At 66.0% G+C, this 26,754-nt stretch carries 28 protein-coding genes; 18 read left to right on the top strand and 10 right to left on the bottom strand.

Features of this window, described 5'->3' with window-relative positions; all coding sequences use genetic code 11:
- Positions 1–100: 100 nt before the first annotated feature.
- Positions 101–3,001 carry a phycobilisome rod-core linker polypeptide gene (locus SynA15127_RS10765; protein WP_186484098.1) on the bottom strand — a complete coding sequence of 967 codons (2,901 nt, stop codon included), beginning with the start codon at positions 2,999–3,001 and terminating at the stop codon, positions 101–103.
- 106 nt (positions 3,002–3,107) lie between these two features.
- Here SynA15127_RS10765 and SynA15127_RS10760 point away from each other — a divergent pair, with 106 nt between their 5' ends.
- From SynA15127_RS10760 to SynA15127_RS10695, 14 genes are all read left to right on the top strand, one after another.
- Entirely contained in the window at positions 3,108–4,277 is a 1,170-nt protein-coding gene (locus tag SynA15127_RS10760; RefSeq protein ID WP_186484097.1) for a bifunctional 2-polyprenyl-6-hydroxyphenol methylase/3-demethylubiquinol 3-O-methyltransferase UbiG, read from the top strand.
- Positions 4,278–4,323: 46 nt separating this feature from the next.
- Entirely contained in the window at positions 4,324–4,662 is a 339-nt protein-coding gene (locus tag SynA15127_RS10755; RefSeq protein WP_043692706.1) for an ATP synthase, read from the top strand.
- 24 nt (positions 4,663–4,686) lie between these two features.
- A complete protein-coding gene (gene atpB / locus SynA15127_RS10750; protein ID WP_043692703.1) occupies positions 4,687–5,412 on the top strand; it encodes a F0F1 ATP synthase subunit A in 726 nt (241 codons plus the stop codon).
- Between the two features lie 169 nt (positions 5,413–5,581).
- Positions 5,582–5,830, top strand: a complete 249-nt coding sequence (gene atpE, locus SynA15127_RS10745; RefSeq protein WP_006851467.1) for an ATP synthase F0 subunit C — start codon at positions 5,582–5,584, stop codon at positions 5,828–5,830.
- 68 nt (positions 5,831–5,898) lie between these two features.
- Positions 5,899–6,363 carry a F0F1 ATP synthase subunit B' gene (locus SynA15127_RS10740; protein WP_043692698.1) on the top strand — a complete coding sequence of 155 codons (465 nt, stop codon included), beginning with the start codon at positions 5,899–5,901 and terminating at the stop codon, positions 6,361–6,363.
- A complete protein-coding gene (locus tag SynA15127_RS10735) occupies positions 6,363–6,845 on the top strand; it encodes a F0F1 ATP synthase subunit B (RefSeq protein WP_043692695.1) in 483 nt (160 codons plus the stop codon). Before SynA15127_RS10740 ends, SynA15127_RS10735 begins: the two co-directional genes overlap by 1 nt.
- A complete protein-coding gene (gene atpH, locus SynA15127_RS10730; RefSeq protein ID WP_186484096.1) occupies positions 6,845–7,393 on the top strand; it encodes an ATP synthase F1 subunit delta in 549 nt (182 codons plus the stop codon). Before SynA15127_RS10735 ends, atpH begins: the two co-directional genes overlap by 1 nt.
- A gap of 57 nt (positions 7,394–7,450) precedes the next feature.
- A complete protein-coding gene (gene atpA / locus SynA15127_RS10725) occupies positions 7,451–8,962 on the top strand; it encodes a F0F1 ATP synthase subunit alpha (protein ID WP_186484095.1) in 1,512 nt (503 codons plus the stop codon).
- Positions 8,963–8,975: 13 nt separating this feature from the next.
- Positions 8,976–9,926 carry a F0F1 ATP synthase subunit gamma gene (locus SynA15127_RS10720; RefSeq protein WP_186484094.1) on the top strand — a complete coding sequence of 317 codons (951 nt, stop codon included), beginning with the start codon at positions 8,976–8,978 and terminating at the stop codon, positions 9,924–9,926.
- A 57-nt stretch (positions 9,927–9,983) separates the two neighbouring features.
- Positions 9,984–10,691: a putative 2OG-Fe(II) oxygenase gene (locus tag SynA15127_RS10715; RefSeq protein ID WP_186484093.1), complete on the top strand. Its 708-nt coding sequence runs from the start codon at positions 9,984–9,986 to the stop codon at positions 10,689–10,691.
- Positions 10,692–10,719: 28 nt separating this feature from the next.
- Positions 10,720–11,061, top strand: a complete 342-nt coding sequence (locus SynA15127_RS10710) for a 2Fe-2S iron-sulfur cluster-binding protein (RefSeq protein ID WP_186484092.1) — start codon at positions 10,720–10,722, stop codon at positions 11,059–11,061.
- Positions 11,058–11,261, top strand: a complete 204-nt coding sequence (locus tag SynA15127_RS10705) for a hypothetical protein (RefSeq protein WP_255475480.1) — start codon at positions 11,058–11,060, stop codon at positions 11,259–11,261. The genes SynA15127_RS10710 and SynA15127_RS10705 overlap by 4 nt, the downstream gene beginning before the upstream one ends.
- Positions 11,258–12,313 (top strand): DUF3326 domain-containing protein, encoded by a 1,056-nt coding sequence (locus tag SynA15127_RS10700; RefSeq protein ID WP_255475479.1) that lies wholly within the window; start codon positions 11,258–11,260, stop codon positions 12,311–12,313. Before SynA15127_RS10705 ends, SynA15127_RS10700 begins: the two co-directional genes overlap by 4 nt.
- Positions 12,313–12,750, top strand: a complete 438-nt coding sequence (locus SynA15127_RS10695) for a YchJ family protein (protein WP_186484091.1) — start codon at positions 12,313–12,315, stop codon at positions 12,748–12,750. Before SynA15127_RS10700 ends, SynA15127_RS10695 begins: the two co-directional genes overlap by 1 nt.
- Positions 12,751–12,800: 50 nt before the next feature.
- Here SynA15127_RS10695 and ald read toward each other — a convergent pair whose 3' ends face one another.
- Genes ald through SynA15127_RS10670 form a run of 5 tightly spaced genes read right to left on the bottom strand, consistent with a single transcriptional unit; the run spans position 12,801 to position 18,538 of the window.
- Entirely contained in the window at positions 12,801–13,940 is a 1,140-nt protein-coding gene (ald, locus tag SynA15127_RS10690) for an alanine dehydrogenase (protein ID WP_186484090.1), read from the bottom strand.
- 40 nt (positions 13,941–13,980) lie between these two features.
- On the bottom strand, positions 13,981–15,654 hold the full coding sequence (locus SynA15127_RS10685; RefSeq protein ID WP_186484089.1) for an NAD+ synthase: 1,674 nt from the start codon (positions 15,652–15,654) through the stop codon (positions 13,981–13,983).
- Complete coding sequence (locus tag SynA15127_RS10680) at positions 15,654–16,232, bottom strand: nicotinate-nucleotide adenylyltransferase (protein WP_186484088.1); 579 nt, start codon at positions 16,230–16,232, stop codon at positions 15,654–15,656. Before SynA15127_RS10680 ends, SynA15127_RS10685 begins: the two co-directional genes overlap by 1 nt.
- A 6-nt stretch (positions 16,233–16,238) precedes the next feature.
- Positions 16,239–17,534 carry a GTP-binding protein gene (locus SynA15127_RS10675; RefSeq protein ID WP_186484087.1) on the bottom strand — a complete coding sequence of 432 codons (1,296 nt, stop codon included), beginning with the start codon at positions 17,532–17,534 and terminating at the stop codon, positions 16,239–16,241.
- Positions 17,535–17,539: 5 nt separating this feature from the next.
- On the bottom strand, positions 17,540–18,538 hold the full coding sequence (locus tag SynA15127_RS10670) for a CNNM domain-containing protein (RefSeq protein WP_043692663.1): 999 nt from the start codon (positions 18,536–18,538) through the stop codon (positions 17,540–17,542).
- Positions 18,539–18,627: 89 nt separating this feature from the next.
- Between SynA15127_RS10670 and SynA15127_RS10665 the strand changes: the two genes are divergently transcribed.
- Complete coding sequence (locus SynA15127_RS10665; protein ID WP_186484086.1) at positions 18,628–19,959, top strand: aminopeptidase P N-terminal domain-containing protein; 1,332 nt, start codon at positions 18,628–18,630, stop codon at positions 19,957–19,959.
- On the opposite strand, the gene SynA15127_RS10660 is transcribed toward SynA15127_RS10665, so the two are convergent.
- A complete protein-coding gene (locus SynA15127_RS10660) occupies positions 19,947–21,113 on the bottom strand; it encodes a calcium:proton antiporter (protein WP_186484085.1) in 1,167 nt (388 codons plus the stop codon). The genes SynA15127_RS10665 and SynA15127_RS10660 overlap by 13 nt on opposite strands.
- Positions 21,106–21,864: a TIGR01548 family HAD-type hydrolase gene (locus SynA15127_RS10655; protein ID WP_255475478.1), complete on the bottom strand. Its 759-nt coding sequence runs from the start codon at positions 21,862–21,864 to the stop codon at positions 21,106–21,108. The genes SynA15127_RS10660 and SynA15127_RS10655 overlap by 8 nt, the downstream gene beginning before the upstream one ends.
- A 55-nt stretch (positions 21,865–21,919) precedes the next feature.
- Between SynA15127_RS10655 and SynA15127_RS10650 the strand changes: the two genes are divergently transcribed.
- A complete protein-coding gene (locus SynA15127_RS10650; protein ID WP_186484083.1) occupies positions 21,920–22,477 on the top strand; it encodes a 30S ribosomal protein PSRP-3 in 558 nt (185 codons plus the stop codon).
- Positions 22,478–22,603: 126 nt separating this feature from the next.
- Here the strand turns inward: SynA15127_RS10650 and atpC are convergent, their stop codons facing one another.
- Positions 22,604–23,020, bottom strand: coding sequence for an ATP synthase F1 subunit epsilon (gene atpC, locus SynA15127_RS10645; protein WP_186484082.1), 417 nt, complete (start codon positions 23,018–23,020; stop codon positions 22,604–22,606).
- Entirely contained in the window at positions 23,020–24,483 is a 1,464-nt protein-coding gene (gene atpD, locus SynA15127_RS10640) for a F0F1 ATP synthase subunit beta (RefSeq protein WP_186484081.1), read from the bottom strand. Before atpD ends, atpC begins: the two co-directional genes overlap by 1 nt.
- 223 nt (positions 24,484–24,706) lie before the next feature.
- Here atpD and groES point away from each other — a divergent pair, with 223 nt between their 5' ends.
- Entirely contained in the window at positions 24,707–25,018 is a 312-nt protein-coding gene (groES, locus tag SynA15127_RS10635) for a co-chaperone GroES (RefSeq protein WP_186484080.1), read from the top strand.
- A gap of 66 nt (positions 25,019–25,084) precedes the next feature.
- Entirely contained in the window at positions 25,085–26,719 is a 1,635-nt protein-coding gene (groL, locus tag SynA15127_RS10630) for a chaperonin GroEL (protein ID WP_043692649.1), read from the top strand.
- The last annotated feature ends 35 nt before the right edge of the window (positions 26,720–26,754 follow it).

The following is a 26,754-nucleotide window of genomic DNA, read 5'->3' as shown; positions in this document are numbered from 1 at the left end:
ATAAAAAGTAACCCGGCGAAGTGAAACTTCATCCGGGAAAGTTGAGAACAACGGCCGCCTGATTGGTTGCATTAAGTATCAGTCACGCGTCGGGCTGTGTTCAGATCGCGCCATCGGTGGGAGGGGTCATGCCGGCGCTGCCCCGATACAGGGCGGCGGTGCGCTGAAGGGTGGCCTGGCTGACGCCGGAGCGGGTGTTCATGCCGTCGGTGCGAGGAACCTCGTCCCCATCAGGCCGTTGCTCCACCAGCTCCATCACGGCAGTGGGTTGCCCGGATTCGGCGCGAACCGTGAGGAAGCGGCTGACTTCCGAGGGGGTGGCGGCCCGTCCGAGCAGGGCCAGGCTCGCTGCCGATGCCGCTCTCAGCGGGGCCATGCGGTACAGGCGGTCCTGGAAGGACTCACTCAAGGCGACCGCCTCGATGAAGCCATTCAGGTTGATGTCGTCATTGCGTAGTCGCGATTCGGCCTCCCAAAGTCGTTCGCTGTCCAGCGGGATGCGATTCAGCAGCTGCCGGTAGGTGGCGTCGATCACAGTGAGCAGCTCGCTTTCATCGCAGGGCCTGGTCAGGGTCAGGTTGGCGGCAAGACTGCCGCGCAGCTTGTAACCCTCGGCTCCCTGGATGGCCAGCGCCCCGGTCATCGGCGTCAGCGGAGCGGCAGCCTTGCTGGGGATGCGGGACGCTCTGCTCGGGATGGATTCGCCCAGGCGAATCTGCCGCAGGCTCTTCACCAGATCGGGGCCCTGGCTGAAGCGGCTTGCCATGGTGGACCAGCCCTGAGGAGCCCCCTGGGACCGACCCTTGAGGTTGCGCTGGGTGACGCTGCCGCTGCTGCGGAACTGATTAGCAGCCGTCGGTTCCGGGCGATTGCCAAGCACCAGGCCGGAGCTGTCGTAACTGAAGCTCTTCACCTCCTGCTTGAAGGTGGGCGTCCGGCGAACCGAAAGATCTCCGGGGGTGATGAAACGCTCGAAGGGAACGGTGTCCTCACCGAAGCTTTCGTTGTATTCCTGGCTGTTGATCAGGGCATCGACCACGCCGTAGAAGCCCTTGCGGGCAGCGGTGTCGAACAGGGCATCGATTTCCCAGCGGCCGAAGGTGGGCCGGCCCAGCAGGCGGCGATGCATCACCTCGATCGCCTTAACGATGTAAAGGCCGCTCCAGTAACGGCGGCGGAACGCATCGGAGCTGGCGACGCAGCGCACGAAGTCGCGCAGAGAGATGTCGCCGTTCTCCAGCCGCGCCTCATCCGAGCCCATGCGCTCGCCGGCGTAGCCGGCGTTGCCCAGCACCTGCACGTAGACGGCATTGATCACAGCCTGGGTGCTGGATTCGGTGTTGCGAACGCTCGGTTGGCCGCCGCGGCTCGGATTGACGTTGCCACCGGTGGCGATCTGCTGCAGGCGCACCACCCGTGGCCCCACCTTGCGGGGACGGCTGCTGCGGAAGCTGGCGCTGTCCAGCTGGCCCGGGCTGTTCAGGCCGTTGCTCACCAGCAGGCGGCGGCTGTCGTAGCCGTAGGGCGCCGGACGGGTGCTCACCGACGCCGTGGCACTGGGGAAGATCGCGCCGTACTGATTGGCCACCGGATCGTTGCCACCGCCATAGACGTGCTGATCGGCGAAGGGTTGCCGGTAGGAGGCGTAAAGCGTGACGTACTGCGGCGCTCCGTCGAAGGGGGCACTGAAGTTGAACAGCTTGCGGTTGGAGCCCCAGCCGGCGCTTTCCTGGGCTTCGGTGCCCAGGTCCCGCAGGAAGGGAACGGTTTCTTCACCGAAGGTCTGGGCGTATTCGGCGGAGTTCACCAGCACATCCACCAGACCGTTGAGGCCCTGGTCGCTGAGGATGGCGAAGGATTTGCGGAATTCCTCTAGCGAGCTGATGCCGCGGCCGAGGAAGTGGCGGTAGGCCAGTTCCACCACGCGACTGTTCACGAATCCGTCGTGGAACTGCTGGCGGTATTCCTTGCTGCGGCCGAGAGCGCGGATGAATTCACGCATGGAGATCTGCCCCTGGGTCACCTGGCTGGCCTTGTCGGGGCAGGGGCTCTGGGAATAACCCTTGACGATGTCGCGCTCGAACACCTGGCGGTAGGCGGCGCGGATGATCTCGCCCTTTTCGGCACCGGACAGGCCGGGACGCATCTCGAACAGCTGGCGGCCTTCGGCGGCGAGCGCATAGATGGCCGGAAGCTGCAGACCCTGCTGCACGCTGCTGCCCTGCCGCTGCTTGGTGCTGGGGGTGGGGATCGCCAGCTCCTGGAGCAGCACGTTGAAGCAGTCGATCGTCAGCTGCCGGGCTTCGGGGCGGTCCCGCAGCAGCTGAGCGGTGGCCGCTCGCATCTCCTGCAGCGCAACATTGGTGGCGGCCAGGGAGCAGTTTTCAAGAAGGATGTCCCGCAGCCCCCGGGTGTTCACCGCCAGGATGCTGGGATCGCCTGCCACCAGGGCGTAGCCGACGTAGCGCAGGAACCAGCCCATGTCGCGCACGGACTTGCGCATGAAGGCTGGGCCGTACTTGGCCACACTGATGGCGTTGAAGCCTGTAGGCAGCACCACCCGCACGTCCGCGTCACCGCCGGCGCCGTCCAGCAGACGGGTGAGGAAATTGCCGCGCTGGGTGGTGCCGCCGTCACCGGTGAAGGTGCGCACCGACTGCTCGAACGCCACCTGGTCGGCCGCCAGTGGTGTTCCCTCCTCTCTACTGGGACGTCCGCCGACCTCGCCGGTGCTCAGGGGAGCTTCCAGGAACGACAGCGGCGTTCCGCCCACAAAGATTCTGTTGGCCGCGCGGGCCACGATCGTTTCGGCGTTGGCGGCAATGATCCGCGAGGCCTCGATCCGGTCCTGACCGCTGCGGAAGAAATTGACCAGGTTCTCGAGCTCAACCCGCTCGGGGAAGCGGTCCTGCTGCTCGGCCTGACGGACGCTGGAGAGCGGCAGGGTGTCGAACAGCTGGGGAGACACGCGCGGGCTGCCGCTGCTGGCGGTCACTGTCATCGACGGATGCAAGCCGGATCGGGCCACGTTACGGCTGTCGGGATGAAGGCCTGCGGACCTATGAACAAAAGTTGTGAAAAGCTCTGGATCACGCGAATGACCAGGCATGGCCGACTCCGGGCCCAGTGATGCCGCCACCCCTGTGGTGAGCGCTTTCTACGACCGCTTTCCCTTTCCCGGGGATCCGCTGCAGGACGGCCCACCTCCGGGATACAACTGGCGCTGGTGCCACCGCAGTGTGCTGGCAGCCGTCCACGGGGGCATTCCGGCAGGCAGCGAGGCCCCGCGGATCCTGGACGCCGGTTGCGGCACCGGTGTGAGCACCGATTACCTCTGCCACCTCAACCCCGGTGCCCAGGTGTTCGGTATCGATATCAGCGACGGCGCCCTCGCGGTGGCCCGGGAACGGCTGCAGCGTTCTGGTGCCGAGGCCCAGGTCGCGTCCCTTCGCCAGGAGCAGCGCAGCCTTCTGGATCTGTCAGGGGAAGGCCCCTTCGACTACATCAATTCCGTTGGGGTGCTGCACCATCTGGATCAACCGGAGGCTGGGTTGCGCTCCCTGGCCGCTCTGCTGGCGCCCGATGGTCTGCTGCACCTCTTTCTGTATGCGGATGCAGGGCGCTGGGAGATTCACCGCACCCAGGCCGCGCTTGAACTGTTGAAAGCCGGCACCGGAGCCGAGGGCCTGCGGCTGGGACGGCAGCTGCTGGAGACGCTTCCGGAGGGAAACCGCCTGGCGCGCCATCACCGGGAGCGCTGGGCGGTGGACTGCGCCGCCGACGCGAATTTCGCTGACATGTACCTGCATCCGCAGGAGACCAGTTACAGCCTCGATCGCCTGTTCGCCTTCATCGAGACCGCCGGTCTGCAGTTCGCCGGCTTCTCCAACCCGGAGGTCTGGGATCCCGCCCGCCTGCTGCAGGGAGAGCTGCTGGAACGGGCCCGTTCCCTGCCGCAGCGGCAGCAGTGGGCGCTGGTGGAACAGCTGGACCCCGACATCAGCCATTTTGAGTTCTTTCTCTCCGCCGCTCCGCTGAACCGCATGCCGTGGACACACGACGCTCTCCGTGCGGCGACGGCACTTCGGCAGCCCTGTCTCTGGGGGGATCCGGATCCGATCCTGGGCCGCAACCTGGAGCCGATTCAGCTCAGCGAAGCCGGCCTCAGGCTGCTGCGCGCCGTGAGCGAACAACCCGAGACTCCCCTCGGACAGCTGGGCGATCCAGCTGTGATAAGGGATCTGATCGATCGCCAGCTGCTGCTGCCGCGAATCTGAGCTCCGATGACGCGTGATAGATTCCGCGCGCCATTTCAGGCGTCGCTTGGAGGATTTCTACCGTCTTCAGCGTCGCCTGCTGCTGGCCACCGTTCTGGTGTCCCTGGTCACGGTTCCGATCGTGGCCTTCACCATGAATCTCTCGGTGGCCGGCAGTGTGCTCGTGGGTGCCTGCGCCGGACTTCTGTACGTGCGTCTGCTTGCCCGCAGTGTGGCCAGGCTCAGTGACCAGTCCCGCGGACTGGGGCGCTTTCAACTCGTGGTTCCGACTCTGCTTGTGGTCGGCGCTGCCAAGCTCCCCCAGCTCGATCTTCTGCCTGCCTTCCTGGGATTCCTTCTCTACAAGCCCGCCCTGATTCTTCAGCACGTCTTCGACGACCGCTGAAGCTGAGCACTCCTCTCTGCACCCATGGCTTTGCTGCCCTTCCCACTGCCGTTCGCCGAACTGGAAGTGGGCCACCACCTGTACTGGCAGATCGGCGATCTGTACCTGCATGGCCAGGTGTTCCTGAGCTCCTGGATCCTGATCGGCATCCTGCTGGCACTCGTTCTGGCCGGTACCCGCAACATGCAGCGCGACCCGCTGGGTCTGCAGAACCTGCTGGAGTTCCTCTGGAACTTCATTCGCGATATCGCCCGCGACAACATCGGCGAGAAGTACTACCGCGACTGGCTGCCGTTCATCGGCACTCTGTTCCTGTTCATCTTCGTGAGCAACTGGGGTGGTGCGCTGATCCCTTGGAAGATTGTCGAACTGCCGGAGGGTGAGCTCGGCGCACCGACGGCCGACATCAACACCACCGTGGCCATGGCCCTGCTGGTGTCGCTGGCCTACTTCTATGCCGGACTGAGCCGCAAGGGACTGCGCTTCTTCGAGCTGTACGTGGAGCCGACCCCGATCATGCTCCCGTTCAAGATCATCGAGGAATTCACCAAGCCTCTCTCGCTCTCGTTCCGTCTGTTCGGAAACATCCTGGCCGACGAACTGGCAGTGGGCGTTCTGGTGTATCTGGTGCCTCTGATCGTGCCCCTGCCGGTGATGCTGCTGGGTCTGTTCACCAGCGCCATTCAGGCTCTGATCTTCGCAACCCTCACCGCTTTTTACATCGGTGAAGGTCTGCACGAGGCGCACTAATTGCCTCCCATGCCTTTCGCCTTTTGACGGCGATCTGCTAAACACATCCGCGCGCAGGTCCGGACGCATCCGGGCCCGCTCCTTCCGGGAGTGTCCCTGCGCGGGGGGAACCGATCCCCAAGCCCATTCAGTTCAGCGCGTCTCAGCGCTTCCCCTAACCCCACTCAACATGGATTCCATCACCTCCGCCGCTTCCGTTGTGGCTGCTGGCCTGGCAGTCGGCCTCGCCGCCATCGGTCCTGGTATCGGTCAGGGCACCGCATCCGGCGGCGCTGTTGAGGGCATCGCCCGTCAGCCCGAAGCCGAAGGCAAGATCCGCGGCACCCTGCTGCTGTCCCTGGCGTTCATGGAATCGCTGACCATCTACGGCCTGGTGGTGGCTCTGGTGCTCCTGTTCGCCAACCCCTTCGCCGGCTGATCAGCAGGAGGGGCTCCGGCCCCTCCATCTGAACTCCACGTTTCGATCCTTTTCCAGCGCACCCTTCCATGACCTGGCTTCTGCTCGCTGAAGCAGGTGTTCCGGAGGGAGGTCTCTTCGACCTCGATGCCACCCTGCCGCTGATGGCGGTTCAGGTGGTTCTCCTCACCTTCCTGCTCAATGTCCTCTTCTTCCGTCCGGTCGGCAAGGTCGTGGAAGACCGAGAGGGCTACATCTCCACCAGCCGCGCCGACGCCAAGCAGAAGCTGGCCCAGGTGGAACGGCTTGAAGCCGATCTGGCTGAACAGCTGAAGGGTGCGCGACAGGCGGCCCAGACCCTGGTCGTTGAAGCGGAGCAGGAGGTCGACCGTCTCTACCGCGAAGCGCTGGCTGCGGCTGAAGCCGAAGCCAACCGCACCAAAGAGGAGAGTCGACGCGTGATCGAAGCCGAACGCGAATCCGCCCGATCCCAGCTCAAGGGGCAGGTGGATCAGCTCAGCAACAAGATCATTGACCGTCTGCTGGCTGCCTGATGACTCTGAACTTCAATCCTCTCGAGACCAACCTGGTCAACCTGGCCATCGTCATCGCGGTGCTGGTCTGGTTCCTGCGCGGTTTCCTGGGCGGCATCCTCGAGAGTCGCCGCACCGCCATCCTTCAGGACCTGCAGGATGCCGAGACCCGTCTCAAAGCGGCCACGGCCGAGCTGACCAAAGCCCAGGCCGATCTGGCTGAAGCTCAGCAGAAGGCCGACAAGATCCGCCTCGACGGCAAGACCCGCGCCGCGTCCATTCGCGCCGAGGGTGAGCAACGCACCATCTCCGCCATGGCGGCTGTCAAGCAGGGTGCCGTCGCTGATGCGGACTCCGAAGCCAACCGCCTTCGGGAGGCTCTGCGCCGTGAAGCCGCCCTAGAAGCGGTCAGCAAGGTGCTCAATGATCTGCCCGGACGGCTCGATGACCAGGCTCAGGCCCGGTTGATCGATGCCTCCATCGCCAACCTGGAGGACAGCTGATGCCTCTTCTCAATTCCCTTGCCACGCCTTACGCCGAAGCTCTGCTTCAGGTGACCGAGGCCCGCGGCGAGTCCGAGACCGTCGCCGAACAGTGCAAGCAGCTGCTTGTGATCTGGCAGAGCTCCAAGGAGTTCCGCGAGGCCATGATGTCGCCGGTTCTCGAGCCTGAAGCCAAGAAGAAGGCTCTGAAGACCCTGGTCGGCGACCAGGTGACCCCCTCTGTTCTCAACCTGCTCAAGGTGCTGGCCGATCGCCAGCGCCTGCAGGCCTTTGATGCCGTCATGCAGCGCTTCCTGGAGCTCTACCGGGAACAGCAGGGCATCACCCTGGCCCACGTCCGCTCCGCCAAGGAGCTTTCGGACGCCCAGCAGGCCGCTCTGGCCGGCAAGGTGCAGGCCATGGCCGGCACCGGCAAGGTCGACATCGACATCAGTGTTGATCCCAGTCTCATCGGCGGTTTCGTCGTGAGCCTCGGATCCCAGGTGATCGACGCCAGCCTGGCCGGACAGGTGCGTCGCCTCGGTCTGGCGCTCGCCAAGGCGAGCTGAGCCCACCTCCATTCTCTCCGCTCTTACCCCAACCACTCCCCGCTGGGATCACACGCCATGGTTTCCATCCGTCCCGACGAGATCAGCGCCATCCTCAAACAGCAGATTGAGGATTACGACAAGTCCGTCTCTGTCAGCAACGTCGGCTCCGTTCTGACGGTGGGCGACGGTATCGCCCGCGTCTACGGCCTGCAGCAGGCCATGGCCGGTGAACTCCTCGAATTCGAGGACGGCACCGAAGGCATCGCTCTCAACCTCGAAGACGACAACGTCGGTGCGGTGCTGATGGGTGAGGGCCTCGAGATTCGGGAAGGCAGCACGGTGAAAGCCACCGGCAAGATCGCTTCCGTTCCCGTCGGCGACGCCATGCTCGGGCGTGTGATCAACCCGCTGGGTCGCGCCATCGACGGCAAGGGTGACATCCCCACCACCGAGACGCGCCTGATCGAATCCATGGCGCCCGGCATCATCCAGCGCAAGTCGGTACACGAGCCGATGCAGACCGGCATCACCGCCATCGACGCGATGATCCCCGTCGGCCGTGGCCAGCGCGAACTGATCATTGGCGACCGTCAGACCGGCAAGACCGCCATCGCGATCGACACGATCCTGAACCAGAAGGATCAGGACATGATCTGCGTCTACGTGGCCGTGGGTCAGAAGGCCGCCTCCGTGGCCAACGTTGTGGAAGTGCTGCGTGAGCGCGGCGCCCTCGACTACACCGTGGTCGTGGCGGCCAACGCTTCCGAGCCGGCAGCCCTGCAGTACCTGGCTCCTTACACCGGTGCCTCTATCGCCGAGTACTTCATGTACAAGGGCAAGGCCACCCTGGTGATCTACGACGATCTCTCCAAGCAGGCCGCCGCTTACCGCCAGATGTCGCTGCTGCTGCGTCGTCCGCCCGGTCGTGAGGCCTACCCCGGAGACGTCTTCTACTGCCACAGCCGTTTGCTCGAGCGCGCCGCCAAGCTCTCCGACGAGATGGGCAAGGGCAGCATGACCGCACTGCCGATCATCGAGACCCAGGCCGGTGACGTGTCCGCCTACATCCCCACCAACGTGATCTCGATCACGGATGGTCAGATCTTCCTCAGCTCCGACCTGTTCAACTCCGGCCTGCGCCCTGCCATCAACGTTGGTGTGTCCGTGAGCCGGGTGGGTGGTGCCGCCCAGACCAAGGCGATCAAGAAGATCGCCGGCAAGCTGAAGCTGGAGCTGGCCCAGTTCGACGAACTGGCCGCGTTCTCCCAGTTCGCATCCGACCTGGACGCCGCCACCCAGAAGCAGCTGGGCCGCGGCAAGCGTCTGAGGGAACTGCTCAAGCAGCCTCAGTTCAGCCCGCTGATCCTGGCTGAGCAGGTCGCCATCGTTTACGCCGGCACCAAGGGCCTGATCGATGACGTCCCCGTTGAGAAGGTGGTGGATTTCTCTCGTGAGCTGCGCGAGTACCTCAAGAACAGCAAGCCCGAGTTCATCACCGAGATTCAGGAGAAGAAGGTGATGAGCCCGGAGGCTGAGGCGATTCTGAAAGACGCCATCAGCGAAGTCGTGTCCACCCTCGTGGCCTGAGGGGCCAGCCGACATGGCGAATCTCAAGGAAATCCGAGACCGGATCAAATCGGTCAAGAACACCCGCAAGATCACCGAGGCCATGCGCCTCGTGGCTGCGGCCAAGGTGCGACGCGCTCAGGAACAGGTGCTGCGCAGCCGTCCCTTCGCGGATCGGCTGGCACGGGTGCTGGAGAATCTCCAGTCCCGCATGCGCTTCGAGGATGCCGATGCACCTCTGATGGAGCAGCGCAACGTCGAGACCATCACTCTGGTGTCGGTCACCGGCGACCGCGGTCTCTGCGGCGGCTACAACGCCAACATCATCAAGCGCACCGAACAGCGGTTCGCTGAGCTCAAGGGCAAGGGCTTCGAGGTGAAGCTGGTGCTGATCGGCAACAAGGCGATCAACTACTTCACCAACCGCAGCTATCCGATTCAGGCCACCTTCTCCGGCCTTGAACAGGTGCCCACGGCTGACGAGGCCAATGGGATCGCCACCGATCTGCTGGCTGAGTTCCTGGCGGAGGCCACCGACCGCGTGGAACTGATCTTCACCAAGTTCATCAACCTGGTGAGTTGCAAGCCGGTGGTGCAGACCCTGCTGCCCCTCGACCCCCAGGACATCGCCGATCCCGAGGATGAGATCTTCCGTCTCACCACCAAGGACGGCCGCCTGACCGTCGAGCCAGGTGCCGGTCCTGTCAACACCGAGCCCAAGCTGGCCTCCGACATCGTGTTCGAGCAGAGCCCGGAGCAGTTGCTCAATGCACTACTGCCCCTGTATCTGCAGAACCAGCTGCTGCGTTCGCTGCAGGAGGCTGCCGCCTCCGAGCTGGCCAGCCGGATGACGGCCATGAACAACGCCAGCGACAACGCCAAGGCGCTCGCCAAGACCCTGACCCTGGATTACAACAAGGCCCGTCAGGCCGCCATCACTCAGGAGATCCTGGAAGTGGTCGGCGGTGCTGCCGCCATGGGTTGAACCTCCCCCGGAGGTTGTTTGAGCCGGTCCTGCGGGACCGGCTTTTTTAATGGAGTGATGACCCTGAAGCTCCATCAGCTTTTCCCCAGCGCCGTCGCGACGGTGCAGCTGCCGCTGGATCCCCTGGATCTGGCCGGCCATCTGCAGACGCTGCTGAGCCTGCGCGGCGAGGCGGAGGGGAATCCATCGCCTGGCTGCGCCTGGACCGGTGATCTCAACGGCATCTGGCAGCTGCATCAGCGGGCGGAGTTCCGCGATCTAGCCGGACGGGTGGTGGAGGCGGCCTGGCACTACCTGGATGCCGTCGGTTTCGATCGCAGCCGGGTGGCGCTGCATCTGCAGCGCAGCTGGCCTGTGCTCAGCGACTGGGATCAGCTGGTGGGACGCCACCACCACCCCAATGCGCACCTCAGTGCCGTCCTGTATCTGAGTGGTACAGGGTCAGGAGAGGAGGGGATGCTGAGGCTGCATGCGCCGCTGCGTCCCAATGAGCTCGTGTCTGGTCTGGCCGTGGGGCATGGCGGACCGATCGCGGACGGACATCCCTTGAATGCGGACCACTGGGACCTGGCGCCGCAGCCCGGCCTGCTGGTGCTGTTCCCCTCCCGAATGGACCACAGCGTGCTCCCGAACGCGGATCCCGAGGCGCTGCGCAGTTCGATCAGTTTCGACTTCGTGCTCACGGCACCGGCGGAGGGGGATCCGCCGGAATATCTCTCGCCCCATCCGGCGACCTGGGAGCAGGCCGCGCAGCAGGCCACCTGAGAGAATCCGCCACAGCAGCGATCCCGCAATGTCCGACACCGCAGCGGCTGTGGCCACATACAACGTCAGCGCTGAGTTCGAGGGCGCAACCCACAGCTTCCCCTGCCAGGCGGATCAGACCGTGCTCAACGCTGCTGAAGCGGCTGGGGTCACCCTGCCCAGCTCCTGCTGTTCCGGGGTCTGCACCACCTGCGCGGCGGTGATCAGCGAAGGCAGCGTCGAGCAGTCGGATGCGATGGGGGTGAAGGCGGAACTGCAGCAGCAGGGGTTTGCGCTGCTGTGCGTGTCGTTCCCCAGGGCTGATCTGATCCTCAAGGCCGGTCAGGAAGATGCCCTCTATGAAGCCCAGTTCGGTCAATACCAGAAGTGAGCGGGCTGCGCCGCGTTGCGCTGGAACGGCCATGGCCGGCTGAGGTGGCTCCGCGGCAGCTGCACGGCTGGCTGAAGCAGCAGCTGCAATTGGAAGGAGAGCCGCTGCGCTGGGCCATCACCGCTGTTCAGACCCTGCCCGACGGAACGCGGCGGCTGCAGCTGGAGGCTGTTCTGCTGGAGGCAGTTGTTCAGTCATGAGTGCGGCAGCGCCCATGCCCACGCTGATGCTGGTGCCCACGGGCATCGGCTGTGCCATCGGCGGCTACGCCGGTGACGCGCTGCCCAGTGCCCGGTTGCTGGCGGCCGCCAGCGGTTGCCTGATCACCCACCCGAATGTGTTGAACGGTGCGTCGCTCTACTGGAGCGATCCCCGCATCCATTACGTGGAGGGTTATGGCCTGGATCGCTTCGCGGCGGGGGAGTGGCTGTTGCGGCCGGTACGGCGACAGCGCATCGGCCTGCTGCTGGATGCCGGCATCGAGCCGGAGCTGGCCCAGCGCCAGATCCAGGTGGCGGAGGCCTGTCGGGCGACGCTGGGGCTGGAGATCGGTCCGGTGCTGAGCACCGATGTGCCGCTGGGAGTGCATCTGGAGCAGGGCGCCAGCGGAGCCAGCTGGGGCAGCCTGGAGCGCCCCGATGCGCTGCTGCGGGCGGGCGAGCGTCTGCGGAATGCCGGGGCGACGGCGATCGCCGTGGTGGCCCGTTTCCCCGAGGATCCGCAGAGTGCTGAGCTGGCGGCTTACCGCCAGGGGAGCGGCGTGGATGCCCTGGCGGGAGCGGAAGCGGTGATCAGCCATCTGCTGGTGCGCCACCTGCAGATCCCCTGCGCCCATGCACCCGCCCTGGGGCCGTTGCCCCTGGATCCGCATCTGGATCCCCGCGCTGCCGCCGAGGAGCTGGGATACACGTTTCTGGCCTGTGTGCTGGTGGGCCTGAGCCGGGCGCCGGATCTGGTGCCGGCCGGGCAGGGCATGGTGGAGGGCAACGGGTTACGGGCCGATCAACTGGGGGCGGTGGTGGTGCCGGAAGGGGCGCTCGGCGGCGAGGCGCTGCTGGCCGCTGTGGCGCGGAACGTTCCGGTGATCGCGGTGGCCAATCCCTCGGTGCTGGCGGTGACCCCTCAGGCGCTGGGGATGGCGGAGGCTGTGCTGCCGGCCGCCAGCTACTGCGAGGCGGCCGGATTGGTGCTGGCCCTGCGCGAGGGGCTGGCCCCGGCGTCGCTGCAGCGGCCGCTGCCCCGGCTGAGCTGATGCCGGGAGGATTCGCCAACGCCAATGCCAGCGATCAGCAGCCCTGTCCCTGCGGCGGTGGGAGCTACGGGCGCTGCTGTGCCCCCATGCACCGCGGCGAGCGTCAGGCGCCGACGGCAGAGCAGCTGATGCGTTCCCGCTATTCCGCCTTTGTGCGCGGAGAGATCGACTATCTGCTGGCGACTCACCCCGAGCCCGGGCTGCCCGTGGCCAGGCGCCGCCGGGACTTGCAGCGGAGCTGCCGCGAGCTGCGCTGGCTGGGATTGACGATCCGGGAAGTTCGCGCAGGCGAGCCCCAGGATCTGGAGGGCATCGTGCGATTCGAGGCGCGTCATCAGGGGGGTGTGCTGCGGGAGACCTCTCTGTTTCAGCGGCGTGACGGTCGCTCCGATGGCGCGTGGCTGTACATCCGCGCCCTCGAAGAACCGTTTGAGTAGCACGATATCGTGTAAATTTAGTGTGTATTTGGTGTAAATATCGTGCCGATTCAGCGCAGGCAGGCCATCGGGTGGCGCGGCGGCACTTCCAGGGCCCTGGCCACGCCGGGGTGGCAGACGGCCCCCTGCACCGTGTTCAGGCCCGACAGCAGCTCCGGTTTCTCGGTGACCGCTTCCTCAAGGCCGCGTCCTGCCATGCCCAGGATGTAAGGGAGGGTGACGCTCACCAGTGCCTCGGTGGAGGTGAACGGCACGGCCCCGGGCATGTTGCCGACGGCGTAGTGCTGCACACCGTGGATGTTCACGGTCGGATCGGTGTGGGTGGTTTCGCGGCTGGTGGCGACGCAGCCTCCCTGGTCGATCGCCACATCCACAATCACCGACCCCGGCCGCATCTGCTCCACCATCCCTTCATCCACCAGGGTCGGTGCGCGGCCGCCGGGGGTGAGCACGGCCCCGATCACCAGATCTGCCGTCGGCACCAGGCGCTCCAGCAGGCCGCGGCTGCTCACCACGCTCGTCAGCCGGCCGCGGCGGTCCGCCTCCAGCCGCCGCAGCCGTTCCGGTGAGCGATCCAGCAGCAACACCTCGGCATCCATCGCCGCCGCCAGTCGGGCGGCATTCCAGCCCACCGTGCCGGCCCCCAGCACCACCACCCGGGCTGGCTGCACCCCGGTGCAGCCCCCCATCAGCACCCCGCGGCCCCCGTGGGGGCGCTCGAGCAGATGGGCTCCCACCTGGGCAGCCAGTCGGCCGGCGATCTCGCTCATCGGCGCCAGCAGCGGCAGGCTGCCGTTCTCCAGCTGCACCGTCTCGTAGGCGATGCCGGTGGTGCCGGCGCTCAGCAGCGCTTCACCCACCTCGGGATAGGCGGCCAGATGCAGGTAGGTGAACAGCACCATGTCCTGCCGCAGCAAGCCGAATTCCTCCGGCTGGGGTTCCTTCACCTTCACCACCAGATGGGCGCTCCAGGCCTGGTCCCGGTCGACCACCTGAGCGCCGGCCGCGGCGTAGGCGTCATCGCCGATGCCCGCCCCGGCTCCGGCACCGCTCTCGATGCGCACCTCCAGTCCGTGGCTGGCGAGATCTCGCACGGCATCGGGCGTGAGAGCCACCCGCTGCTCGTCGGCTTTGATCTCCTTCGGCACGCCGATGCTGGCCATCGGGGCGGTCAGAACGGAGGTTGCCATGGACGCGGTGCCCTCAATGGGACGTTCCCTTCAATGTGGCTCAGCGGGCAGCAATCGGCAGCCGCCAGCCGCTGCCAAATGCCTGTGGGCTCACTTTCAGCAGCGGTGCAGCCTGTCGCCGCTTGAATTCGGCCCGCTGCAACAGCCGCTGAACCCGCTCCACCAGCTGCGGCTCATGGCCGGCCTCCACAAGCGCCTCGGCGCTGATGCGCTCCTGGATCAGTGCCCGCAGCAGGGCATCGAGCTCGCTGTAGTCGGGCAGCGAGTCACTGTCCTTCTGGTCCGGCCGCAGCTCGGCGCTGGGGGGTTTGCCCCGGATCGCCCGTCCCACCAGCTCCCCCTGCGGCGGTAAGCCCAGGTCGCGGCGGCAGGGGCCCGCGGCTTCGCTGTCCAGCCAGTCGCAGAGAGCGAAGACGCTGGTCTTGTACAGATCGCCGATCACCGCCAGGCCGCCGTTCATGTCGCCGTACAGGGTGCAGTACCCCACGGCCAGCTCGGATTTGTTGCCGGTGGTCAGCAACAGCTGCCCCTGCTGGTTGGCCACCGCCATCAGCAGGGTTCCGCGGATGCGTGACTGCAGATTTTCGGCGGTCACCCCCGCCGGTTCCTGTCCCATGGCCGGGGTGAGGGTGGCATCAAACCCCTGCATCAGCTCTGCGATCGGCAGGGTGCTGGTGCTCAGCTGCAGGCGGTCCGCCAGGGCCGTGGCGTCATCGATCGAGCCGGCGGAACTCCACGGCGAGGGCATCAGCAGCGCGCTCAGCTGCTCCGCCCCCAGTGCCGCAGCGGCGATCACCGCCACCAGGGCGGAATCGATGCCGCCGCTCAGCCCCAGCAACGCCTGGCGGAAACCGCACTTGGCGGCGTAGTCGCGCACGCCGAGCACCAACGCCCGGAACAGCTGCTCCGGCTCCTCCGGCAGCGGCGCCAGGGGCGCGGCCGGGGTGCTGGTGTCCCAAACCACCACGGCTTCCTGGCAGCTGGGCAGGTTCACAAGGGCCTGGCCATCGGCGGAGAGCACGAAGCTGGCCCCGTCGAACACCAGTTCGTCATTGCCGCCCACCTGATTGAGATACAGCACGGGGCAGTGCAGCCGCCGGGCCGCTTCCGCCGCCAACTGACGGCGCAAGGCCGGTTTGGCCGGGTCAAAGGGGGACGCCGCCAGGTTGATCAGCAGATCCGGCCGTTCCGGTGCCAGGGCGGCGATCGGATCCGGGCCTACCAGCCGTTCCCGTTGCAGGGCGTCCTCCACCCAGAGGTCTTCACAGATGGTCAGCCCCAGCCGTTCGCCGCTCGACAGCGTCAGCAGACAGGGTCCGTCCCCGGGGCGGAAGTAGCGCCGTTCATCGAAGACGTCGTAGCTGGGCAGAAGCTGCTTGCGGGCCACCGCTCGCCAGCGGCCAGGCTCTACCAGGGCGATGGCGTTGTGCAGTGCAGGAGCGCGTCCGTCGTCGGCTTCCAGGGCGATGCCCACCAGCAGGCCCAGCTCGCCGCTGAGCTGCTGGCTGAGCCAGTCGAGCACCTGCCGCTGCCGGTTCAGGCGGGCCGGTTGCAGCAGCAGATCCCGAGGCGGGTAACCCCACAGCGACAGTTCCGGCGTCAGCAGCAGCCTTGCCCCTCCCGTCTGGGCCTGGTGTGCGGCCTCCAGGATGCGGCGGGCATTGCCGGCCAGATCGCCCACCAGGGGATTGAGTTGGCCGAGGGCGAGGAGCATCAGCAGCGGCTTGGGGTGAGGCCGTAGAGAGTGTGTTCGAGCAGCAGCGGCCAGACGGAGGTCGGCACCTGTCCGGGCTCCGGTGCCTTCCGCAGTTCCGAGCTGGCGCTGGCAGGCACCGTCAGATCGAGAAGATCAATCTGGGCTCCCAGGCTTCTGAGGGCATCGAGCGCGGCCGGTTGCAGCGGCCAGCCCTGGCGGAGGGCGATCGCCAGGCGGCAGAGGCGGAGCCATTGCTCAGCCTGCCGCCAACGGGGGATCTGACCGGCCAGATCGCTGCCCACCACGAAGATCAGATCCCTGCCTGGCCAGAGGGTGTGCGCCCGCTCCAGGGTGGCGAGGGCAAAGGGGCTGCTCAGGTCTTGCTGCAGCCTCAGGCGGGGATCACCGATCTCGTTCACCAGGGCCTGAAGCAGCTGGGCCCGCAGGTGTAAGGGGGCCCCGTGCTGCTTCATCGGGTTGTCGCTGGCCCAGGTGGCCACCTCTCCGTAAAGGCCGAGCAGTCCTTCCAGCAAGGCCTGGTGGCCGCGGGTGGGAGGGTCGGCGCTGGTGCCGAGCAGGGCGATGGGGTCGGCCATGGCGGATCAGGGCAGCAACGGCTGCAGATCGGAGGCTGCGGATGCTGGCCAGCGCTGCAACCAGTGGGCCACCACCGGATCGGCCTGGGCAAGGCGCTGCAGCAGCGCCCCGGGCTGACCACCGCGGCGGCGCAGCAGTTGTTCGGCCACCAGCACGCCGGTGCGGCGGGTGCTGTGCACAGCCACCGCTGCCTGGGCGAGAGCCACCGGCGCCGCTGGCGCCAGGCTGGCTCCGCCGCTGAACGGCACCAGCAGCAGCAGCAGTTGCTTCAGGGCACTCAGACCGAGCTGGACTCCGCCCAGCAACGCGTTCTGGGCCGTGACCGAGCGCAGCAGCCTGCGGGCTGAGGTGGGCGCCATCGGCAGGCCATAGAGCTGGCAGAGCTGCATCACCAGGGCGGTGTCGCAGGCCAGGCCGCCCGCCAGATCGATCGCGATCAGGGGATTCATCGCCACACCGGTGGCCTTGGCGGCGGCGTAGCGCCCGATCAGCCCCTGAGCGGAGCGGCGATGCTGGCGCAGCCGCAGCTGCTGGTGGGCCTGCTGGACGCGATCCGCCAGCCTCAGGGCATGCAGGGCGAGCAGCAGCTCCCCTTCCCCGCTCAGTTGCCGGATCAGACGCTGGCTCAGCGTCGCGATGCGTGGCGGCGCCTGCTCACTGCGGGCGCGGCCCTCACCATCCAGCACCGGCCGGCGCGGGGCGGCGGCCACGGCGGTGAGCGGCAGCTGCTTGGGCAGACGCTGCTGGATGCTGCGCAGCAGAGCCGGCAGCTCCTGCTCAGACCAGCGGTCACTGCGGTTGAGCACCAGTTGCACCGGTTTGCCGCAGTTCAGCAGGGTGTCGAGGGCGTCGCGGTCGATGCGGGTGAGATCGCTGTCGATCACCAGCAGCACCAGATCGGCGCCCATCGCCACCCGGGTCGCCAGGCGGGCCCGCCCGGCGGTTTCGATCTCATCGATGCCGGGGGTGTCGACCAGTTCCACGGCCGCCAGCCCGTCGATCGCCTGGGGCCAGGGGACGGCCTGCTGGCGGCGGGTGCAGCCGTGGGCCACATCGGTGGCCAGTAGCTGCTCACCGATCAGGGCGTTGATCAGGCTGGACTTGCCGACCCCCACCCGGCCGAAGACGGCCACCCGCAGGGTGCGGCTCTCCAGGCGTTGCAGCTGCCTGTCGAGCTGACGCAGTTCACCCGCCAGCAAGGCCTGCTCACGGGCGCCGAGACACAGCTCGTTGCGCCAGCGTTGCAGCAGCTGGCGGCAGCGGACGGTGCTGGAGGGCGGTGTCGGAAGGGCCTGGCTCATCCTCCTCATGCTGCCGGCTTGCGCCACCACCCCGCCAGCACGGCGAGCACCGATTCCGCACCGATCACTCCCACGAAGCCACCGAATTCATCCACCACCACCCGAACACCGCCGCTGTCGCGGCGGAATCCGGTGAGCAGGCGGTCGGCACGGATCATCTCCGGCACGTATTCCACCGGCTCGCACAGATCCACCGGGGTGAGCAGGCCACGGTTCTCCAGCAGGGCGGTGAGCAATCGCTCGCGGCTGGCCACCCCGAGAACCTTGTCCACCTGATCGCCGAGCACCACCCACCAGTCGGCGTTGTTGCCCAGCAGCACCGTCCGCTGCGCTTCGAGGCTGAGGCTGCCATCGAGGGTCGGTGCCGCCACCCGCGGTGTCATCAGATCGCGGGCGGTGAGGTCGTTCAGCTGAAACACCTTGCCGATCATCGCCGCTTCGTCGGCTTCGATCTGGCCTTTCTGGGAGCCGAGTCTGGCCAGCAGCCGGATCTCCTCCTCATTAGTGGTGATCTCCGCCTCGGCCGTGATCGCCGGCAGCAACCGCTCCAGCAGCAGCACCAGCGGGCTGAGCAGCAGTCCCAGCCAATGCAGCAGCGGAGCCGCCGCCAGGGAAACCGGCAGGGCGAGGCGACTGCCGAGCGCCTTGGGCAGGATCTCCCCCAGCAGCATCACCAGCACGGTGAGGCCTACCGAAAAAAGGGGCAAGGCGATGCCGCTGATGCCCCGCTGCTCGAACACCCAGGCGGCGTACCCCCCCAGCATCAGGCTGCCGAAGATGTTGAAGCCGTTGTTGGCGATCACCAGCACCGACAGGGTGCGGCCCAGCCTCTGCCGCAGCTGGGCCAGACGGCGTGCTCCGGCCAGCGGACGGCTGCGTGCCGCCAGTTCATGCACCCGGATCGGGTTGACCGTCAGCAGGGCTGCCTCCACGCCGGAACAGAGGGCTGAGCCGAGCAGCACCACCACCACCAGAAGCAGCAGCACCAGCAGGTCGGAACGCATTGAGGCATGACGTGGCGACCATCGTATCGGCGAAGTCCGATCCGGTCGCTGAACTGCCATCCTGATTGGCCTGAGCAACCGCAGGTGTGATGGCGTTCGACCCCAGCATCCATGCCGTCCGGCGCCAGCGTTTTCTCGAGCATCTGGGGGAGGCTGCAGCCGTGATTCCCGCGGCACCGCTGGCCACCCATCACGCTGACTGCGAGTGGCCGTTCCGGCAGGACAGCGACTTCTTCTACCTGACCGGCTTCGACGAACCCGATGCGGTGGCCCTGCTGCTGCCGCATCGACCTGAGGGGGAGCGGTTCGTGCTGTTCGTGCAGCCGAAGGATCCTGCCGCTGAGGTGTGGACGGGATTCCGCTGGGGAACGGAGGGAGCTGTCGAGCGATACGGCGCCGACATGGCCTATCCGCTGGAGCAGCTCCCGGCCCGGTTGCCTGAGTTTCTGGCCGGTGCCGAGGCGATCGCCTTCCGGGTCGGCCGCCATCCGGCGGTGGAGCCGCTGGTGCTCAGCACCTGGGGCCGTCAGCTGGACAGCTATTCCCGCAGCGGAGAGGCCGCTATGGGATTGGTGGCGCCGACGCCGATCCTGCATCGCCTGCGGTTGCGCAAGGAGCCCCATGAGCTGGAGCGGATGCGTCAGGCCTGCGGGATCTCCGCTGAAGCCCATGAGCTGGCCCGGCAAATAACCCGGCCGGGTATGAATGAAGCGGAGGTGCAGGCGGCGATCGAAGCCCATTTCCGCGCCCGCGGGGCCCGTGGACCGGCCTATGGCTCGATCGTGGCCGGCGGCGATAACGCCTGCGTGCTGCATTACACGGCCAACACCGCCCCGCTGCAGGATGGTGATCTGCTGCTGATCGACGCCGGCTGCTCGCTGGAGGACTACTACAACGGCGACATCACCCGCACCTTTCCGGTGAACGGCTGCTTCTCCGGCGAGCAGCGAGAGCTTTACGCCCTGGTGCTGGAGGCCCAGGAAGCCGCGGTGGCGGCCGTGCAGCCCCAGGGGACGGCGGAAGCGGTGCATGCCACCGCACTGCGGGGTCTGGTGGAAGGGCTGGTGGAGCTTGGACTGCTGGCAGGAGACCCCGACGGGATCATCGAGCGCGGCGACTACCGGCATCTCTACATGCATCGCACCGGCCACTGGCTGGGGCTTGATGTGCACGATGTGGGTGCTTACCGCCTCGGCGAACAGCCGGCTGCCCTTGAGCCCGGCATCGTGCTCACGGTGGAACCGGGGCTTTATGTGAGTGACCGGTTGGCGGTGCCGGAGGGTCAGCCGGCCATCGACGACCGCTGGAAGGGCATCGGCATCCGCATTGAGGACGATGTGGCGGTGACCGCTGACGGCCACGAGGTGCTCACGGCTGCGGCCCTCAAAAGCGTGGAGGCCATGGAAGGTCAGGCCACCTGAAGCAGGATCCAGAACAGAAAGATCACCAGCTTCATCATTCCCTCGATGCCGGTGAGGCGGGCACGAGGGTTGAGAATCATCAGGGTGAGCACCAGCAGCACCATGTTGAGGGGCTCGAGGCCGAGGATCACATCGGTGCCAGTGACGGCTCCCAGCAGCAGCACCGCCGGCACCGTGAGGCTGACGGTGGCCACCACGGAGCCGTAGAGGGTGTTGATCGAGCGCTGCACCTCCCCCTGCGAGGCAGCCCTGATGGCGTTGAACGCTTCCGGCGCCAGGATCAGCAGGGCGACCAGCACGCCGGCCAGAGAGCTGGGCAGTCCCAGATCGTGGATGCCGGTCTCGATCAGCCGTCCCATCGACTCGGCAATCAGACACACCACCAGCAGGCCCGCTGCCAGCAGAAGCGCTGCCTGACCGAGCGGCAGCTCGATCGACGTCCTTGCCTTGCCGCTGCCGGCGTTCCCGTCCAGTGCGTCCTCCACTTCGGTGTAGAGGTCGCGGTAGCTGCTGATCTGAGCCGTGATGAACACGCTGTAGACACCGAGGGCCACCACGGCCAGCACCGCGTTCTCGGCCGGACTGAAGTTGGCCTCCGGTGTGCTGGGGCTGAAGTTGGGAATCACCAGCGCCAGCACGCACATGGTGGTGATCAGATCGGAGTAGGTGAGGGCTCCGAGCATGTTGGGGGCCGCCAGCTGGCTGGAGTCGAGGCGATCACTGACGCTGATGCGGCGGCTGCGCAGGGCGGCGATCACATTGCAGAGGCCTGTGACGCCCGTGAGCGCGATCATCACCACGGAGAACATCGAGTCCCGCGCCAGAGTGGGATTGGCCTCACCGGTGAGCATCGTGCTGGCCACCAGGGCCAGTTCGATCGTCATCACCGCACCGGTGAGCACCAGGGTTCCATAGGGCTGGCCCACCAGTTCGGCCACCCGGTCCGCCTGGGCCGCCACGCTGTTCGACAACAGCAGCACCACGCTGCTCAGCAGCACCAGACCGGAAAGAACCGTCGCCGTCGGCTGCACGAGCAACCACGCCATGGTTCCACCGAGTTCGATCGCTGCCAGGGCTCCCAGGCCGATCAGCAGAGGCAACAGCAGGCTCAGCAGGCTGCCGGCACGGTTGGGGCGCCCGGCTGCCTCAGCCATGGAGCCGTTGCGTGATCACCGGCAGCACGGCCCGGCTGGTCTCAAGGATGTGGTCGGCCCCGGCCTGCCGCAGCTGCTCGTGATATGCGGCGCGCTTCGTCACATGCGGTGGCGCCACCGCCAGGCTGCACCAGGGCCAGTCCGGACGTTGAAGTCGGGCTTGGACGACCGTGCGCACGTCGGCGACCGTGTCGCCGAGATAGGCGATCCGTCCGGGCCGCTCGCCGGCGGCCAGTTGGTCGGCGAGGCGGATCAGGCCGGTCGGATCCGGCTTGTCCGGGGCATCACCCATGGCGATCAGAGGGGGATCCACCAGCCCCAGCCGTTGCTGCAGCACGAAACGGGCCGATGGGGGCTCGGCGCCACTCACGAAGCCCCAGCGGATACCGGCGGCGCTGAGGTCGTCGAACAGCTGTGGCTCCACCAGCAGGGGTTCATCACCGATGAAGCCACGCCAGTTGCCCGGGTCTCCCTGTGGATCCCCGCCGAAGTAGAAGTCGCTGAAGATGCCGATCAGGGCGTCGCGCTCCGGCACGCCGGCACCGCGGCGACGCAACAGCTCGAGGCTGGCGTCCCAGTCGTTGTTCCAGGACCCCTCGGCCTTGAGCCCGTCGATGTCGGCGGCGCTGGGCCTCCAGCCGCTGTAATGGGCCACCGTCTCCTGCAAGGCACGGCGGTAGCTGCCCGCTACATCGCGGATCACCCCGTCGATGTCGAACAGCAGGATGGTGAACGAACCCAGGGCCTGCAAGGGAAGAGCGGCTGGTAGGTTAGTTGTTTGTACAGATCTTTTGAGCGCTGACAGCATGACGGTCACCGAAGGCGCCGCCACCCCTGAACAGGAGGTCGAGACGGCTGCGGTTGAAACGGCTGCGGTTGAAACGGCTGCGGTTGAAACGGCTGCTGTCGAGACGGCCACTGCTGCGGAAGCAACGACAGAGAAGGAACCGACCGGCGAGAACGAGGGCGAGAGCCGGCCTGTGCTGAGGGGCGGGCACGCTGCGCTGGCATCCGCCACCATCGACGCCGATGGCGTGCCCTCCGGCTACACCCCCAAGGCGGATGAAGGACGCTTCCTTCTGAAGATTCTCTGGTTGCCGGACAACGTCGCCCTGGCGGTCGATCAGATCGTGGGCGGTGGTCCTAGCCCACTGACGTCATATTTCTTCTGGCCCCGTGAGGATGCCTGGGAGACCCTGAAGACCGAACTCGAAGGCAAGAGCTGGATCACCGACAACGAACGCGTTGAGGTGCTCAACAAGGCCACGGAAGTGATCAACTACTGGCAGGAGGAAGGCAAGGGCAAGAGCCTTGATGAGGCCAAGCTCAAGTTTCCTGATGTCACCTTTTGCGGTACCGCTTGATTCTTCGCAATCAACATTGTTTCGCCGGTCCGCTGTTGCAGTGGACCGGTTTTTTTGTGCTCTTGGCCAATAAAAAACCCCGGAAGCAACGCTCCCGGGGACATAGATCAATGAACGGAAGAACGATCAGCCAGCAACCTTGCTGGCCTGCATGCGGGCGCGGGCGACATTGAGCTGCTGCTGAGCTTTCAGCTTCTCGGGGGATGCGGGCTTCCCTTCCATGCCGGCCACCGTGCTGCTGGCGGACTGGAACTCTGCATCGGCGGAGTTGCCGTCGATGCTGCTGCCCAGTTCGGCACCGTTCACCAGAACAGTGACCTCGTCGGCATCCACCTCAGCGAAACCTCCCATCAGGGCGATGGAACTCCAGCCGCTGTTGGTGCGGACGCGGAGAACACCGACATCAATCGCCGTCAACAAAGAGATATGGCCCGGCAGGATGCCGAGCTGGCCTGTGGTGCTGGGCAGAATCACTTCATCAGCGCTGCCGTCGAACACGTTCTGGTCCGTGGCCAGAACGCGCAGGGTTAGAGAACCGCTCATCAGTTGGCCTCAGCAGCGATCTTCTCGGCCTTGGCCTTGGCCTGATCGATGTTGCCAACCAGGTAGAAGGCCTGCTCGGGCAGGTGGTCCAGCTCACCGGAAAGGATCTGGTTGAAGCCGGAGATGGTCTCATCCAGCTTCACGTAGACGCCGGACATGCCGGTGAAGATCTCAGCCACAAAGAAGGGCTGGGAGAGGAACTTCTCCACCTTGCGGGCTCGGTTGACGGTCTGACGGTCCTCCTCGGAGAGTTCGTCGAGACCGAGAATCGCGATGATGTCCTGAAGCTCCTTGTAGCGCTGCAGGGTCGACTGCACAGCGCGGGCGGTGCGGTAGTGGTCATCACCCACAACGGCCGGCTGAAGCATGGTGCTGGTGGAATCCAGAGGATCCACAGCGGGATAGATGCCTTTGGATGCCAGGGCGCGGTTGAGCACCGTGGTGGCGTCCAGGTGGGCGAAGGTGGTGGCGGGAGCCGGGTCGGTGAGGTCGTCAGCAGGGACGTAGACGGCCTGGATCGACGTGATCGAACCTTCCACGGTGGAGGCGACGCGCTCCTGCAGGGTGCCGACGTCGGTGCCGAGAGTGGGCTGGTAGCCCACAGCGGACGGCATGCGGCCCAGCAGAGCGGACACTTCGGAGCCGGCCTGCACGAAGCGGAAGATGTTGTCGACGAACAGCAGCACGTCCTGCTTGTTCACGTCACGGAAGTGCTCCGCCATGGTCAGAGCGGAGAGGCCCACGCGCATGCGGGCGCCGGGGGGCTCGTTCATCTGGCCGTAGCAGAGAGCCACCTTCGACTTGGAGAGGTCGTCGGAGTTGATCACTCCGGACTCCTTGAATTCCTCGTAGAGGTCGTTGCCCTCACGGGTGCGCTCACCCACTCCGCCGAACACGGACACACCACCGTGTTCCTTGGCGATGTTGTTGATCAGTTCCTGAATCAGAACGGTCTTGCCGACACCGGCACCACCGAACAGGCCGACCTTGCCTCCCTGGCGGTAGGGAGCCAGCAGGTCGATCACCTTGATGCCGGTCTCGAACACCCGGGGCTTGGTCTCCAGCTCGGTGAGCTTGGGAGCTTCGCGGTGGATGGGAGCTGTGGCGGAGGCGTTGACGGGGCCCTGCTCGTCAACAGGCTCGCCGAGAACGTTGAAGATGCGGCCGAGAGTGGCTTCTCCGACAGGCACGGTAATCGGGGAGCCGGTGTCGACGGCTTCCATGCCGCGCACCAGACCGTCGGTGCCGCTCATGGCAACGGCGCGGACGCGGTGATCGCCCAGCAGCTGCTGAACTTCGGCGGTCAGAGCGACGTCCTGACCGGCGGTGTTCTTCGCCTCGATGCGCAGAGCGTTGTAGATCTTCGGCAGTTTCCCGGCTGGGAATTCCACGTCCAGAACCGGGCCAATCACCTGGCGAACCACGCCCTTGGTGCCGGCGGATGCAGGAGCAGAAGCGACCATAAGAAGAAGGGATTCGGGAGCAGGCGCAGCGCGCTCGGGCCCATTCGGAGCGGCGCAACCTTACCACTGCTGTGGTGGACCCTCCCCGGTTCGGTCACCCGCACAGTCAGGGTGCTGGTGGAGGGGCAGGGAGAATGAATAAGTTGGCACTCGTTGGCATCGAGTGCTAGCTCGTGTCGATGTGTGGCGCTGCGGCGCCCTGTCCCTGCCCCTGTAAGAACCCATGGCAGCTGTTTCCCTCAGCGTCTCGACCGTCAAGCCTCTCGGTGACCGCATCTTCATCAAGGTGTCCGCCTCCGAAGAGACCACCGCCGGCGGCATCTTTCTGCCTGACACCGCCCAGGAAAAGCCCCAGGTGGGCGAAGTGGTCCAGGTGGGTCCCGGCAAGCGCAACGACGACGGCAGTCGTCAGGCCCCCGAGGTCGGCGTCGGCGACAAGGTGCTCTACAGCAAGTACGCCGGTACTGACATCAAGCTCAGCGGCGACGAGTACGTGCTCCTGTCCGAGAAGGACATCCTGGCTGTCGTCAGCTGACGCGGTTGTCCGCTGACGCCCAGCACTTTCCAATCACCCCACTTCATTCATAAGGACACGCCTTCCATGGCCAAGCGCATCATTTACAACGAGAACGCCCGCCGCGCTCTCGAAAAAGGCATCGACATCCTGGCCGAGTCCGTTGCCGTGACCCTCGGACCCAAGGGTCGCAACGTCGTGCTGGAGAAGAAGTTCGGCGCTCCTCAGATCATCAATGACGGTGTCACCATCGCCAAGGAGATCGAGCTCGAAGATCACATCGAGAACACCGGTGTCGCCCTGATCCGTCAGGCCGCGTCCAAGACCAACGACGCCGCCGGTGACGGCACCACCACGGCCACCGTTCTGGCCCACGCCATGGTCAAGGCGGGTCTGCGCAACGTGGCTGCCGGTGCGAACGCCATCACCCTCAAGAAGGGCATCGACAAGGCCTCCGATTTCCTGGTCGGCAAGATCAAGGAGCAGGCCAAGCCCATCGCTGACAGCGGTGCCATCGCCCAGGTGGGCACCATCTCCGCCGGTAACGACGAGGAAGTCGGCCAGATGATCGCCGACGCCATGGACAAGGTCGGCAAGGAAGGCGTGATTTCCCTGGAAGAGGGCAAGTCCATGGAGACCGAACTGGAGGTCACCGAGGGCATGCGCTTCGACAAGGGCTACATCTCCCCCTATTTCGCCACCGACACCGAGCGGATGGAAGCGGTGCTCGACGAGCCCTACATCTTGCTCACCGACAAGAAGATCGGCCTGGTGCAGGACCTGGTGCCTGTTCTGGAGCAGATCGCCCGCACCGGCAAGCCCCTGCTGATCATCGCCGAGGACATCGAGAAGGAAGCGCTCGCCACCCTGGTGGTGAACCGCATCCGTGGTGTGCTGAACGTGGCTGCCGTCAAGGCTCCCGGTTTCGGTGACCGCCGCAAGGCCATGCTCGAGGACATGGCGGTGCTGACCAACGGTCAGCTGATCACCGAGGACGCCGGCCTCAAGCTGGAGAACGCCAAGCTGGAGATGCTGGGCACAGCCCGCCGCATCACCATCAACAAGGACACCACCACCATCGTGGCCGAGGGCAACGAGGTGGCTGTCGGCGCCCGCTGCGAGCAGATCAAGAAGCAGATGGATGAGACCGACTCCACCTACGACAAGGAGAAGCTGCAGGAGCGTCTGGCCAAGCTGGCCGGTGGCGTTGCTGTGGTGAAGGTCGGTGCAGCCACCGAGACCGAGATGAAGGACAAGAAGCTTCGTCTTGAGGACGCCATCAACGCCACCAAGGCGGCTGTCGAGGAGGGCATCGTCCCTGGTGGCGGCACCACCCTGGCCCACCTGGCTCCAGCTCTCGAGGAGTGGGCCAACGGCAACCTCTCCGGTGAGGAGCTGATCGGTGCCAACATCGTGGCTGCGGCTCTCACCGCTCCGCTGATGCGCATCGCTGAAAATGCCGGTGCCAACGGCGCCGTCGTGGCAGAGAACGTCAAGTCCCGCTCCATCAGCGAGGGCTACAACGCTGCCACAGGTGATTACGTCGACATGCTGGCTGCCGGCATCGTCGATCCTGCCAAAGTGACGCGCTCCGGTCTGCAGAATGCCGCCTCCATCGCCGGCATGGTGCTGACCACCGAGTGCATCGTGGCTGACCTGCCCGAGAAGAAGGACGCAGCTCCCGCCGGCGGCGGCATGGGCGGCGGCGACTTCGACTACTGATCCAGTCGATCAACCTGGTGATCATCCGGCCCCCG

Source organism: Synechococcus sp. A15-127 (assembly GCF_014280215.1).
In the GTDB taxonomy this organism is placed as follows: Bacteria; Cyanobacteriota; Cyanobacteriia; order PCC-6307; family Cyanobiaceae; genus Parasynechococcus.
This window is presented reverse-complemented; position numbering and strand designations above follow the sequence as displayed.